13 protein-coding genes are annotated in these 12,733 nt (G+C 58.5%); 12 read left to right on the forward strand and 1 reads right to left on the reverse strand.

From position 1 onward, the window contains the following. Position 1: 1 nt before the first annotated feature. From SH139x_RS02875 to SH139x_RS02930, 12 genes are all read left to right on the forward strand, one after another. The gene (locus SH139x_RS02875; protein WP_488353779.1) at positions 2-952 is read left to right on the forward strand and encodes an ABC transporter ATP-binding protein; all 951 of its coding nucleotides are present in this window, start codon (positions 2-4) and stop codon (positions 950-952) included. An 83-nt stretch (positions 953-1,035) separates the two neighbouring features. Next, positions 1,036-1,857 carry an ABC transporter permease gene (locus SH139x_RS02880; RefSeq protein ID WP_488356150.1) on the forward strand — a complete coding sequence of 274 codons (822 nt, stop codon included), beginning with the start codon at positions 1,036-1,038 and terminating at the stop codon, positions 1,855-1,857. Continuing rightward, positions 1,857-2,591: an SCO family protein gene (locus tag SH139x_RS02885; protein ID WP_488353780.1), complete on the forward strand. Its 735-nt coding sequence runs from the start codon at positions 1,857-1,859 to the stop codon at positions 2,589-2,591. The genes SH139x_RS02880 and SH139x_RS02885 overlap by 1 nt, the downstream gene beginning before the upstream one ends. Then, on the forward strand, positions 2,591-3,052 hold the full coding sequence (locus tag SH139x_RS02890) for a DUF420 domain-containing protein (RefSeq protein WP_488353781.1): 462 nt from the start codon (positions 2,591-2,593) through the stop codon (positions 3,050-3,052). Before SH139x_RS02885 ends, SH139x_RS02890 begins: the two co-directional genes overlap by 1 nt. Beyond that, a complete protein-coding gene (locus SH139x_RS02895; protein ID WP_488353782.1) occupies positions 3,049-3,753 on the forward strand; it encodes a putative signal transducing protein in 705 nt (234 codons plus the stop codon). Before SH139x_RS02890 ends, SH139x_RS02895 begins: the two co-directional genes overlap by 4 nt. A gap of 45 nt (positions 3,754-3,798) precedes the next feature. Further along, positions 3,799-6,195 (forward strand): outer membrane protein assembly factor BamB family protein, encoded by a 2,397-nt coding sequence (locus tag SH139x_RS02900; RefSeq protein WP_488353783.1) that lies wholly within the window; start codon positions 3,799-3,801, stop codon positions 6,193-6,195. 233 nt (positions 6,196-6,428) lie between these two features. Further along, a complete protein-coding gene (locus tag SH139x_RS02905) occupies positions 6,429-7,481 on the forward strand; it encodes an AAA family ATPase (RefSeq protein WP_488353784.1) in 1,053 nt (350 codons plus the stop codon). Continuing rightward, positions 7,438-8,346 carry a DUF58 domain-containing protein gene (locus SH139x_RS02910; protein ID WP_488353785.1) on the forward strand — a complete coding sequence of 303 codons (909 nt, stop codon included), beginning with the start codon at positions 7,438-7,440 and terminating at the stop codon, positions 8,344-8,346. Before SH139x_RS02905 ends, SH139x_RS02910 begins: the two co-directional genes overlap by 44 nt. Before the next feature lie 55 nt (positions 8,347-8,401). Continuing rightward, positions 8,402-8,563, forward strand: coding sequence for a hypothetical protein (locus SH139x_RS02915; protein WP_488353786.1), 162 nt, complete (start codon positions 8,402-8,404; stop codon positions 8,561-8,563). Between the two features lie 267 nt (positions 8,564-8,830). Beyond that, positions 8,831-10,162, forward strand: a complete 1,332-nt coding sequence (locus tag SH139x_RS02920) for a Gfo/Idh/MocA family protein (protein WP_488353787.1) — start codon at positions 8,831-8,833, stop codon at positions 10,160-10,162. 90 nt (positions 10,163-10,252) lie between these two features. Continuing rightward, positions 10,253-11,299, forward strand: a complete 1,047-nt coding sequence (locus tag SH139x_RS02925) for a Gfo/Idh/MocA family protein (RefSeq protein ID WP_488353788.1) — start codon at positions 10,253-10,255, stop codon at positions 11,297-11,299. A 170-nt stretch (positions 11,300-11,469) separates the two neighbouring features. Continuing rightward, positions 11,470-11,682 carry a hypothetical protein gene (locus tag SH139x_RS02930; protein WP_488353789.1) on the forward strand — a complete coding sequence of 71 codons (213 nt, stop codon included), beginning with the start codon at positions 11,470-11,472 and terminating at the stop codon, positions 11,680-11,682. A 39-nt stretch (positions 11,683-11,721) separates the two neighbouring features. Here SH139x_RS02930 and SH139x_RS02935 read toward each other — a convergent pair whose 3' ends face one another. Beyond that, positions 11,722-12,732 (reverse strand): PfkB family carbohydrate kinase, encoded by a 1,011-nt coding sequence (locus tag SH139x_RS02935; RefSeq protein ID WP_488353790.1) that lies wholly within the window; start codon positions 12,730-12,732, stop codon positions 11,722-11,724. Between the last annotated feature and the right edge of the window lies 1 nt (position 12,733).

Below are 12,733 nucleotides of genomic sequence, written 5' to 3' on the forward strand. Positions count from 1 at the left end.
AATGACTGATTCTTCGATCTCCGTTTCGGCGGTCTGCCATCGGTACGGAGACCGCGACGCCTTGCGAGGTGTCGATTTACAGGTGGAGCCCGGGCGGATTTTTGGTTTGTTGGGGCCGAACGGCAGCGGGAAAACCACCCTCTTCCGCTTGATCTCGACATTGATGCCACTGCAAAGTGGCACGATCACCGTGGCCGGCGCGGATGTTGGCAGTCAGCCGACGGCGGTACGCGGTCGGATTGGCATCGTCTTTCAGGCACCCAGCTTGGACAAGAAGCTGACGGTCGACGAAAATATCGCTTGCCAGGGCGCGCTGTACGGGATCGGCGGTTCGCTGCTTCGCCAACGTCGTGACGAGGTGTTGAGGCTGATGCGATTAACCGATCGTCGCGGCGACTTTTGCGAGACCCTTTCGGGCGGCATGAAGCGACGAGTCGAGTTAGCCAAAGGGATGTTGCATCGTCCGCAAGTCTTGTTGTTGGATGAGCCCAGCACGGGACTCGACCCGGCAGCCCGACTCGATCTGTGGGACGCGTTGGCGGAGATGGCAGCCAGCGGGATGACAATTTTGTTAACGACGCATTTGCTGGAAGAAGCCGAAAAGGCCGAGCGGATCGCGATTTTGGCTGATGGCGAAGTGATTACTTCGGGCAGCCCCGAACAGTTACGCGAAGAGTTGGGAGAGGGCTTGGTGACAGTGGTCAGCGAGAACGCCGGCGAGACGGAACGCATTGTGCGGGACGAATTGGGCATGGACGCGCAGCGGGTGCAGCAGCAAGTGCGAATTCGCAGCGACCAGCCAGCCTCTTTGGTTCCCCGGTTGGCCGAGCGTTTGGGGACGGCGGCAACGACGATCACCGTGGGCCGGCCGAGTTTAGAAGATGTCTTTATCGCCAAAACGGGCCATCGGTTTTGGGCTGCGGAACGGGAAGCGGAGGAGTCCAGCCGATGAGTGTTACGACGAATACAGAAATGGAATCGAAATCGGGCTCACGAGCCGAGGCCACGGCGACGGCCACCAGCGGCGTGGGCTCGATGGCCGTGCGGCCCAGCGGCTGGGCGGCGACTTGGATGTTGGCGCGTCGCGAGTGGACGCGTTTCTTTCGCCAAAAAAATCGAGTGGTTTCGGCGATTGTGCAGCCGTTGTTGTTTTGGTTGCTGTTTGGCACCGGACTGCGAGGATCGTTTGAGGGAGCTGGTGAGCAAGGGTTTCTGGAGTACTTTTTGCCCGGCACCGTCGCCTTGATTGTCCTTTTCACAGCTATCTTTGCCACGATCTCGGTGATCGAGGATCGTCGCGAAGGGTTTATGCAGGCCGTGTTGGTGGCCCCAGTTGGCAGGCTGCCCGTGTTGGCCGGCAAGGTGCTCGGCGGGGCCGCGATCGCTTGGGTGCAGGCGTTGGTGTTTCTGGCGTTGGCTTACGCCTTTGGCACGATTCCGATCAGTTGGTCAATCGTGCCGCTGTTGGTGCTGTTGGCAATCATGGCGCTGTCGATGTGCTCGCTGGGCATGATCGTGGCTTGGCCGATGGACAGCACGCAGGGCTTTCACGCCGTGATGATGCTCGGGCTGATGCCAATGTGGTTGCTCAGCGGTTCCTTTTTTCCAATTCCCGCGTTGGGAGCTGAAGCGACTGTGGGGCAATTGGGTTTGCACTGGGTGATGCGACTGAACCCGCTCAGTTACTCATTGGCCGAATCGCGACGTTTGCTTTATCCGACCGTTGATTTTGCTTCGAGCGGTTGGGCGCCGGCACCGATCCTTGCTTGGACGATCAGCGTAGCATTCTTAGTGGGAACCTTTTTGTTGGCCGCGTATTTGATGCGTGGCAGTCGTCGAGCCGATTTGGTGGTCTGATGCGAACCGCGATCAACGTTGTCATTATTCTGGTCGTCGCTTTGGGAGTTGGATTGTCGTTGCGTTACCTTCGCACCGATGAGACAACGCGTGACGTGGTCGATGGCGGCAGCTTGCTGTCGCCCGATGCGTTGGCCGAACTGCCCGCCGACCAAATTGACTCGCATCAGCTTGATACTCATGGTGGGATGGCCGATCAAGATGGTCCGGCGGGAGCCAGTCCTGGAGCGGGTGACGAGGAGCTGGCTAAGACCGGCTGGTTGACCGAATTTGAGTTGACTGAGCGGAGTGGCGAGCAGATTTCCAGCCGCGATCTGCGTGGGCAACCGTACGTGGCTAGTTTTTTCTTCAGCACTTGCCCTAGCGTCTGCAAGCTGCAGAACGAAAAAATGCAGCAGTTGCAAACGGAGTTCAAGGGACAACCGGTACGTTTTGTGGCGATTTCCGTCGACCCCGAAGCGGACACTCCCGAGGTCTTGAGCGAGTATGCCAAGCGCTATCGGGCCGATCCGGAGCAGTGGTTGTTTTTCACGGGCGACTTGACCTACATCAGACGGGTCGGCGCGGAGATGTACAGCGTGGCGGTGAGTAAGAAATTCCACACCGAGAAATTCATTTTGGTGGGCCCCGATGGGAAAGTGGTCGACTTTTACCGCTGGAATGATGCCGGCCAGTTGAGAAAACTGCAAGCTGATATTAGGGCTTTGTTTGATCGTGATCTGGAGTCAGCTTGATGCAATGGTTGGCCGATAATCTGCCCCACGCGACCGCTTCGCTGAATGCTTTGGCAACGGTCTTGCTGTTGATCGCGCTATGGCAAATCAAACAAGGTAAGATTGCCGCCCATCGTAATTTGATGCTCACCGCGTTAGCTGTGAGTACCCTGTTCTTGGCGCTTTACCTGTTGCATAAAGTGGCCCTATATGAGACGACCGGATCTTATAACAAGGTGTTTCCCCGCGACCCGGCGGTGGCTTCGTCGACGGCGCGGAATATCTATTTCTTAGTGTTGGCCACGCACGTGCCGCTGGCCGTGACGGTGCCGGTGCTGGCGATTTGGGCGGCCGTGTTGGGGTTGCGTGATCGCCGCGAGGCCCACCGCCGCTTGGTCCGCTTTGCCTATCCCATTTGGCTTTACGTTTCGGTCACCGGTGTGATTGTCTACTTGATGCTCTATCAAATCTTTGTGGAATGAGTGAGCAAGTCAATCTGGTTACGTTGCGAAGATGTTCGCAAGTTTGGGAAGCGGAGATCCTTCGCGATCGCCTGGAGTCGGCTGGATTTAGTGCTTTTGTGCAAGGTGCCGAATCGGGACGCAGCCTCAGTTACGTGGGCCTGGCGTTAGGGGGCGTGCTCGTTCAAGTTCCCCAGCAAGAGCTGGAGCGGGCTGAAGATCTGCTAGCCAGTGACGCGCGGCAACGGGAGCAGCAAGTCGGCTGGACTTGCCCACGCTGCGGCGAACCGAATGAGGCGGCGTTCGATCTCTGCTACAGCTGTTCGTTACCACGAGGTCATCAAGGGGAGCATGCCAGCAGTGGCGATCGGGGTGCGTATGATCAAAATAGGCACGGTCAAGACAGCGGGCGAGCTGATTGGGGATTTGGCCGACAAGTTGGCGGGGTGGCACCAGGCGGGCTGCTCAGTGAAAGGGTAGCCGACTTTGAATCGACCGCGGCTGGCGAGGATCGTATTCGGCGGGCTTGGTTGTGGGGCGCGTTTGGCACGGTATTTGGATTTCCACCGTTTCACTTGATCGCCTTATTTTTGGCCGCGAAAGTGTGGTGCGATGGTGGCAGTCAGGTTGCGGACCAGCGAAATCGCTTATTCTTGCTGTTCGTGTTAATGCCGATGTTGATGCTGGTCAGTTGCGCCGTGTGGCTTAGTATCTTGCAGTAGAGTCGCTCGTTATTGGCCGCCAAGTTCCTCATTTAGTGAATCGTCATGCGTGGCTGGTCTGTCATCATTGGAGTGCTGGTCTGGTGCTGCATCGCAGGGTTCGTTCCAGGTTGGCTGGTGCCAAGTTGGCTGAGTGATTGTCAATCGGTGCGTGCGGAGAGCTCGGCCACGGTCGTCGAGGAAATCACGACGGCGCAACGTTTGGCGCTTCAGCAAATCGACCAATTGATTGCGGAAGGAGAGGGCGAGGCGAAGGCGGTCGTCGATTTGTTGGTTCAGACGCTGGACGAAGCCGCTGGGCGGATGATTGCCGTCACACCCAACGGTGAGAGCGGAGAAGCTTTGGTGCGATACGTGCCGCTCGCGATGTTTCTGAACGACCGTTTGTTGCGGTGGGGAGTTTCGCATCCGGCGGTGTTGCGAGAGTATCGCCAGCGGGTCGATGCAACGGCCAGGAGGCGAATCGAAGCGGCGTTTGCTGCTGATGATTTGACCTTAGCACGCAGCTTGGCTGATCGCTTTCTTGCCACCAGCCACGGGGATGATGCGTTATTGGCAGTTGCCGACTTGGCGCTGCGGCGCGGGTATTACTGGACTGCGATCGCCGCGCTGCGACGGCTTGATCCGCGTTGGCAGGCCGTCGCTGAGCCAGCTCCCGGTGTTGCAGAGCAGAAGCTTGCGGCGGCTGAGGTGGCGGGGCTGGGTTGGGAGTTTATCTTGGCCGGTTTGGACGCAGCGCAGTTTGCCGAGCTGCGAACTTATTTGCTGTCTGCGGAACAATCGCCAGCTGCTTGGCCGCTGGGTTGTTACGTGGGGTCCGATCTTCCACCGGCAGCGATTGGGTTGCGTTTGGTAATCGCCTATCGAGGAGCCGGAGAGCGGGTCACCGCCACGCGGCTGGCCGAGTTGCTGGCTGGTTGGTATGCCGATGCGGAAGTAGTCTTCGGAGGCAAAGCGATGCCGCTGCCCGAGGCCTTACGGGCAATCGACTCTGCCCCTGAACGGGCGGCTGGTGGGCAGTGGTCGACGTTGGGGCAGGATGGCCGGCGAATTTATCAGGCTCCCGCGTTGGGTGAGTTGCCGTTGTTGCCGAGTTGGCGAGTGGAGTTGGATATCGTGGAAACGGTGCCGCGAACTTTACCAACGGAACCACCGGTAGGTGCGGCCACGACCACTGCGGATCGACTTCGTGATCAGCGACCGGCGGCAGACATTTGGCCGATCATTCATCATGGCTTGGTTATCGGCCAAGCGGGCGATGCGATTTATGCTTGGCAGTTGGAAAGTGGCCAGCCATGGCCGATGGGGGAGCGGGGAGTGCCCTTATTTGCTTCACCACGGGGTGCCGCTTTGCGACCGGTGGCGGGTGAACTGCCTGTCGATCGCCGTCCTCAGTATTCGCTATCGGCGGCTCGCGGACGAGTTGCAGTGAGGTTGGGGCCGCCCGAGTCGGGGTGGTTGACCGTCGCGCGGCCGACGCAAGCTTTATCGCAATTGGCTGTCTTGGATCTGCGGCAAGAGGGGCGGCTGCTCGATGGCTATCCGGCTCAGTGGAGCGTGCCCCAGCGGCAAGCTTTTTACGAATTTGAGGGGGCTCCGTTAATTGTCGGCGAGCGGATGTACGTGGGGGTGAATCAACGCGATCAAGCCAACGAACGTTCTTCGGTCGCCTGTTTTGATGTTGCCAGCGGAGCTCTGTTATTTCAGTCCCCCACCCTCGGCGCGGCGCGACCGCTGGTGCAGACCTCCAGCCATCGCCTGGGGCATGCCGTGGTCAGTTATCGCGAAGGGACCGTTTATTATCAGGGGGATGGCGGAGTGGTGGCCGCTATCGATGGTGTGGATGGAGCGTTGCGTTGGTTGCTGCGGTATCCGCGGGCTGAGTTAGCTGACAGTGGCTATCCACGCCGTCGCCGCGCGGCCGTGAAACGCTCCAGCCCGATTGCCATTGCCGGGCCGCTGGCGATTGTGATGGCAGCGGATCTCGATCGTTTGCTCGGCTTGGATGTGGCCACGGGCTGCGTGGTCTGGGCCAGCGAGCCTGGGCAAGTCGATGATGTCGACCAGATTTTGGGCCGCCAAGACCAGTGGTTAATCGCCGGTGGTGATTCGTTGTCTTGGATTGATCGGCAAACGGGATTGGTCGTAGGACAATGGCCCGCGGGCAGTTCGCGGCAGCCGCACGGCGCGCTGCCCCAGCCGCGGCGAGCGGGACGCGGGCTGATGGCCGGTGATAAAATTTATTGGCCGACCAATGACGCGATTTGGATCTTTGCCGCCAAGCCGGCCAGCCAGTCGGGCATGGGAATAATCGTGCCCAGGCCGCTGCGGCGAATCGAATTAGCGGCCAGTGGCTTGCGCGGCGGCGATTTGATCACCGCCGATGGCGTGCTAGTGATGAGTCAAGGATCGACGATCGCCGCATTTAAGAGTTTGGATTGAGAACCAGCGACAGCCTGACGTGTGGTAATATGGGAGTCGTTCTGCCGTTAGCCGCGATGGCGCTAGCCGCGGTTCCCGTTTTGAACCAAACTAGTTAGCCGCGCCAGAACGGTGGCTAGCGCCAAAACCGCTAACGAACGGTGGCTAGCGCCAAAACCGCTAACGGCGGTTCCTGACAGGCTTGTATTCCCTCGCAAGAACCCTCGAACCTGATCGCATTGATAGAGTCATTCATGAGCAGTGGCAGTGATAGAGAAAAAATTCAGCGGCTGGCGGAAGTTTACGCTCAGCTGTCGGCTGAATTGTCCAAACGCATCATTGGTCAGCGGGAAGTGATTGACCAGGTTTTGACCGCTTTGGTATCGGGCGGGCATTGCTTGTTGGTCGGTGTGCCCGGGTTGGCAAAAACAATGTTAGTGCACAGCTTGGCGGAATCGTTGCAGCTCGACTTTAACCGGATTCAGTTCACACCCGATTTGATGCCTTCGGACATCACTGGTACCGAAGTGTTGCAGGAGGATCGGGCGACCGGTGAGCGTCAATTTCGCTTTATCCCGGGGCCCGTCTTTGCCAACATTGTGCTGGCTGACGAGATCAACCGAACTCCACCCAAGACGCAGGCGGCGCTATTGGAAGCGATGCAGGAGGGGCAAGTCACGGCGGCCGGGCAGAAGCACACGCTGCCGACGCCGTTCTTCGTGCTGGCGACTCAGAATCCGATCGAGCAGGAGGGAACTTATCCGTTGCCCGAAGCTCAGCTCGATCGTTTCATGTTTGATATTCGCATTGATTATCCGAGTGAGGATGATGAATTGCGAGTAGTGATGGAGACGACGACGGGAGAGAAGCAGGCATTGAATCAGATCACCGGCGGCGTGGAACTGTTGGAGTTGGCCGCCGTGGTGCGACGCGTCCCGCTGGCCGAACCGGTGGCTCGCTTCGCCGTCGCGTTGGCCCGTTGCACACGTCCAGATTCTCCCACATCACCCGCTGAAATTCGCGACTATGTAAGCTGGGGAGCCGGACCGCGAGCCGGGCAGTTTCTCGCTTTGGGTGGCAAAGCGCGGGCGGCGCTCGATGGGCGTTTGGTGGTCGAGCGGAGAGACATCGAAGCGGTCGCGCTGCCGGTGTTGCGCCATCGGATTCGCACTAATTTTGCCGCGGGCGCGGATGGTGTTTCGGTGGACGAGATTATCGCCCGCGCAGTTCGTTTTGTTAGAGCCAACGAAAAGGCATTGGACGATGGAAGAGGCTTGGAAAAAGTACTTCGACCCACAGGTGCTTGAACGACTGCGGGGCCAACGTCTCCGCTCGCGCCGCGCGGCTGATGGCTTGCTGGTCGGCGCGCATCGCAGTCCCCGCAGCGGTCAAGCGGTTGAATTTTCCGAGCACCGGCAATACTCGCCGGGTGACGACCTGCGGGGACTCGACTGGAAAGTTTTGGGGCGGACCGACAAATATTATCTGCGTCAGCGCGAAGATGAGACGACGCTCGATTGTCAATTGATTGTTGACAACACCGGCTCGATGGCTTTTCGTGGTCCGGATGCAAAACATGATAAGCTGACATTTGCATTTCAAGTGGCCGCCTCGTTGGCTTTTGTGGCAATCGAAAATCACGATCGCGTAGCGCTGACGACGGTCGGCCAGGAGGTCACGCCGCGAGTCGCCAGCGGCGGAGGCACGGGGCAGTTGATGGCTTTGGCAACGGCCATGGAGCAAGTGCAAACGGTGGGGGATGTGGAGCCCGGGGATGTGGATTTGCCCGCTCGTATCATCGACGCCGTGCAGGCCACCAGGCGAGGTGGTTTGGTGATTTTGATCAGCGATTTTTTTGATCCCATCGAACCGCTTGTGAAAGCTCTGCGGGCGCTAAGATTTGCCAGGCGACCGGTGATTGTGGTGCAAGTTGTTGACCCGGCCGAAGAGGACTTTCCCTATGGCGAGACGATGGAATTTTTGGGTTTGGAGGGCGAGCCCGCGTTGACGGCCGACGCCCGCGGAATTGCCCAAGCGTATCGCGAGCAGTTTCAATCGCACCGTCAGGCGTTGCGGCTGGCTTGTCGCGAAGCGGCGGCCGCTTGTTGGGAACTTAGGAGCGACCAACCGCTCGGTTTTCGCTTGCCGGAGTTGTTAGAGAGAAGTGGCTAGTGGCTAGTGGCTAGTGGCTAGTGGCTAGTGGTTAGTGGCTAGTGGTTAGTGGCTAGTGGCTAGTGGCTGGTGGCTGGTGGCTGGTGGCTGGTGGCTGGTGGCTGGTGGCTGGTGGCTGGTGGCTGGTGGCTGGTGGCTGGTGGCTGGTGGCTGGTGGCTAGTGGCTGGTGGCTGGTGGCTGGTGGCTGGTGGCTGGTGGCTGGTGGCTAGTGGCTAGTGGCTAGTGGCTAGTGGCTAGTGGCTGGTGGCTGGTGGCTAGTGGCTGGTGGCTGGTGGCTGGTGGCTGGTGGCTAGTGGCTGGTGGCTAGTGGCTAGTGGCTGGTGGCTGGTGGCTGGTGGCTGGTGGCTGGTGGCTGGTGGCTAGTGGCTAGTGGCTGGTGGCTGGTGGTTGCTGGTTGCTGGTTGCTGGTGTCCTGCTGGGGTGATGGTCGGTTATACTGAGCATCTACACCCACCTTCCTCCGCTCTTTTTGGAGACCCACCGATGCCCGCTATCACAGCGACCCCGCTTCGTGACCGACGTCTTTTTCTCAAAGGTTCCGTGGCCATTGCAGCCGCTTCGCTGACCGCTGGTTCGCAATCACTGGTCGCCTCCCCACGTCCCCAAGCCGCACCCCGCGGCCAGGGTGAAGGCAAGCCGATTCGAGTGGGAATCATGGGAGTGAATGGCCGCGGCAGTGCTTTGGCCAGTGGCTTTATGGCGGCCGCCGACGCCGAGGTGGTTTATCTCTGCGATGTCGATTCACGCGCCCTGGAACGCGTTACCAAACGTGTGCTGGAAGGGCAGGGGAAAGCACCGCAAACGACCAATGATGTGCGTCGCATGTTGGATGATCCGCAACTCGATGCGCTGATCGTGGCAGCCCCCAATCATTGGCATGCTCCCGCCACAATCATGGGTTGCGATGCGGGCAAACATGTGTATGTCGAAAAACCATGTAGCCACACCGCCGAGGAGGGTGAGTGGGCGGTTGCCGCGGCGCGACAACATGATCGCGTGGTTCAGATGGGTAGCCAACGAAGAAGCTGGCCGGCGATTCGTCTGGCGATCAGCAAACTGCATGAGGGCGTGATTGGCGAAGTGCATTACGCTCGCACTTGGTACAACAATCGTCGCGGCCCGGTTGGGACCGGCAAAGTTGTGCCAGTTCCGCAGTGGCTCGACTGGGAACTGTGGCAAGGGCCAGCTCCCAGGGTCGATTATCGCGACAACGTTGTGCACTACCAGTGGCATTGGAATTGGCATTGGGGTAACGGCGAACTGGGGAACAACGGCGTCCACGCGATCGACGTGGCGAGGTGGGGACTGGAGGTCACCTATCCCCAACGAGTCACCGCCGGCGGTGGCAAATATCGTCACCAAGATGATCAGCAAACGCCCGATACGATGATGGTGACATTTGATTTTCCCGAGCAAAAAACGATCACTTGGGAGGGCTTGAGTTGGTCCCCCCTGGGGCCGCACGATAGTGGTTTCGGGATTAGCTTTCATGGCACCGAAGGCTCGTTGATCGTGCACGATCCGGGCTACACCATTTTTGATATTCGGGGCAAGGAGGTGGAGACGCATACCGATCGTGGTGGTGACGCCGATCACTTGGATGATTTCCTGACCGCGATCCGCGACGGGCGGCGACCTAACGCTGATATTCAAGAAGCGCATCGCAGCACGCTGTTATGTCATTTGGGAAATATTGCCTATCGCACCAGCAGCACCTTGCAGACGCGTCCCGAGGACGGACACATTCTCGATAACCAACCAGCCGCCGTGTTGTGGGGCCGCGAGTATGCCGATGGTTGGCGCCCCCGCGGGTAAGTGACCAGCGTTGTTTGAAAGTCGCCTTTCGCTCCGTCGAAAGTATGTAAGTACGAAAGGCGACTCTGTTTCTCCTTTGAAAATATTATCATGAAGTTAACTCATATGTTTTTTCAACGTTGTTTGAGTCTTGCCGGTTTGGTGTTGTTGCTAAGTTGTTTTATTTCGGCAACCGTGCATGCGGAGGATAATGAGATCATGAAGATTGGTATCATCGGCCTCGATACTTCGCACGCTCCCGCTTTTACCAAAGCCATGAATCGGGAGCCGGCCGATCCCGAGATGCTCGGCTGTCGCGTGGTGGCCGCTTATCCATATGGGAGCCGCGAGATTGAATCGAGTTCCAGTCGGATCCCCAAGTATGTCGAAGAGTTTGAGGAGATGGGGATCGAGATCGTCGATTCGCTTGATGCTTTGCTAGAACGCGTCGATGGTGTGCTGTTGGAAACGAATGACGGCGGACCCCATTTGGAACAAGCGTTAGCCGTGTTCCGAGCGGGCAAGCCGGTCTTTATTGATAAACCGGCGGCGGCGCAATTGCCCGATGTGGTGGCGATTTACCGCGCTGCTGAGCAATATAAGGTGCCGATGTTTTCCAGTTCATCATTGCGATATGCGGCCAATGCGCAAGCTATCCGAGCAGGCAAATATGGCAAGGTGTTAGGTTGTGATGCCTACAGTCCCTGCTCGCTCGAGCCGAGTCATGCTGATCTGTTCTGGTACGGCATCCATGGTGTGGAATTGCTGTACACCGTGATGGGAACGGGGTGCCAGCAAGTCTCGCGGACTTCCAGTGATGATTTTGAATTGGTCGTTGGCAAGTGGGAGGATGGTCGGATCGGCACCTTCCGCGGAATCCGCGCCGGCAGTGGTGGTTACGGCGGCACGGCCTTTGGCGAGACGGGCAAAGGGGAAATTGGGCCTTATGATGGTTACCGGCCTTTGGTCGTGGAGATTGCCAAATTCTTTCGTAGTGGCCAATCGCCGATCGCGGCCGCCGAGACTTTAGAGCTGTACACCTTCATGGCGGCGGCCGATGCCAGCAAGCAAGCTGGTGGTAAACCGGTCGATCTGGCCAGCGTGCGTGAACAGGCGGAACAGCAGGCTGCCACGCGGCTCAAGCAGTTTGAGCAATAGTTGCATGATGCAAAGAAGTGACTGATCAGCGGGCAAATTACTGAAAAACTATGATTTCAAATTTGCCTCGCTGCGGAGCCTGAGCTATTCATTCAAAAACGGGCACTCCACTGCCGCTTTGTTGGCCTTGCTCTCACATTCACTTTGCTCGCCCGTCGAGGAATTCCGGCATGTCTGATCGACCCACAGCGACTGACCCCCAGGCGTTATTAGAATCGGCAACTCTGCGGATCGATTCATTGGTAGAGCTGCTGGAGATGGAGAATCAAGCGGCCGAGGGTGAACCGATTAGCGATTACGAGTTGGAAACGCAGATGGCTCGCTGCATCGATATTGCCATGGCCCAGGAAGAAAGCTGGGTCACGGTTGACTCCCTGGTGTAGGCCGCGACGTTATTTCCCCGCTTTGCCTGGAGTCGTTTTTCACTCGGTTGCAAGCAATTCGGTCGCGTCGAGTTGCGGCGTGGCACCCCGGTGGCTGGCGACAAAAGCGCCCACGCGGTTGGCGCGGATAACGATTTGTTCTTCTGGCCAATCTTGAATTAGGCCTAACAGGCAAGTGGCTCCGCAGGCATCGCCGGCACCCACGGGATCGCTGTCGGCCTCCGCTGGGAACTTTGGCACGGGACCAGTAAAGCGGCCGCGAGCGGTGATCAATTCAGTCCCTTGGCTGCCGTGCGTCAGCACCACGGCCCGCAGCTGGAAATGGTCCATCAGCCGAATCGCCAGATCAGCCTCAGCTAGTTCTTTAGCAGGCAATTGCTCGTCACTCAAGCCGAGCAGGTTGGACACGATTTGCAACTCTTCTTCGTTGAGTTTGACAGCGTCGGCCAACTGGCAACTTGCTCGCAACACATCGGCGTTGTAATAGTCACCTCGCAAATTGACGTCGAAGAATTTGATCGCGGTGGGGCACGCCGCCAGGAATCGCTGGATCGTCGTGCGACTGATTGCGGCCCGCTGGCCCAAAGTACCAAACGTCACGCCGGCGGTTTGGGCGGCCAGATGCTCGACCGCGGGTGACCACTGAAGATGATCCCAAGCGACGTTGGAGACGAATTCGTAATTGGGCTCTCCGTCGATCAGTTCGATTTGGACGGTGCCTGTGGGGTGTGTGGGATCGTGTTGGATGGACGAAGTGTCCAGCTCGCGACGTCGTAATGCAGCGACGATTTGTTGCCCCAAGGCATCAGGACCGATGCGGGAGACCATTTGGCCGGCGAGTCCCCAGGGGGCACCCAGCGCGTGCGCCACAAGCGCCGCGTTCAACGGGGCGCCGCCCATCGTGGCGTGGTCTTGAAAGCAGTCAAACAGCACTTCTCCAATGCCGACAATCTTGGTTTTCGCTTGCTCGCTGTTCAATAGATTCGCCGCGGTTGGTGGGGACTCGTCAAGATCTGCAGGACAGATCGTAGCAAATCGGCCAGCGGGCACC

The sequence above is a fragment of the Kothea flammea genome (genome assembly GCF_052161645.1).
Taxonomy (GTDB): domain Bacteria; phylum Planctomycetota; class Planctomycetia; order Pirellulales; family Pirellulaceae; genus Laterigemmans.

Bases quoted from the DNA above. Each gene is read 5' to 3' on its own strand.
- SH139x_RS02875 (WP_488353779.1), top strand. From the start codon at position 2: ATGACTGATTCTTCGATCTCCGTTTCGGCGGTCTGCCATCGGTACGGA.
- SH139x_RS02880 (WP_488356150.1), top strand. From the start codon at position 1,036: ATGGCCGTGCGGCCCAGCGGCTGGGCGGCGACTTGGATGTTGGCGCGT.
- SH139x_RS02885 (WP_488353780.1), top strand. From the start codon at position 1,857: ATGCGAACCGCGATCAACGTTGTCATTATTCTGGTCGTCGCTTTGGGA.
- SH139x_RS02890 (WP_488353781.1), top strand. From the start codon at position 2,591: ATGCAATGGTTGGCCGATAATCTGCCCCACGCGACCGCTTCGCTGAAT.
- SH139x_RS02895 (WP_488353782.1), top strand. From the start codon at position 3,049: ATGAGTGAGCAAGTCAATCTGGTTACGTTGCGAAGATGTTCGCAAGTT.
- SH139x_RS02900 (WP_488353783.1), top strand. From the start codon at position 3,799: ATGCGTGGCTGGTCTGTCATCATTGGAGTGCTGGTCTGGTGCTGCATC.
- SH139x_RS02905 (WP_488353784.1), top strand. From the start codon at position 6,429: ATGAGCAGTGGCAGTGATAGAGAAAAAATTCAGCGGCTGGCGGAAGTT.
- SH139x_RS02910 (WP_488353785.1), top strand. From the start codon at position 7,438: ATGGAAGAGGCTTGGAAAAAGTACTTCGACCCACAGGTGCTTGAACGA.
- SH139x_RS02920 (WP_488353787.1), top strand. From the start codon at position 8,831: ATGCCCGCTATCACAGCGACCCCGCTTCGTGACCGACGTCTTTTTCTC.
- SH139x_RS02925 (WP_488353788.1), top strand. From the start codon at position 10,253: ATGAAGTTAACTCATATGTTTTTTCAACGTTGTTTGAGTCTTGCCGGT.
- SH139x_RS02930 (WP_488353789.1), top strand. From the start codon at position 11,470: ATGTCTGATCGACCCACAGCGACTGACCCCCAGGCGTTATTAGAATCG.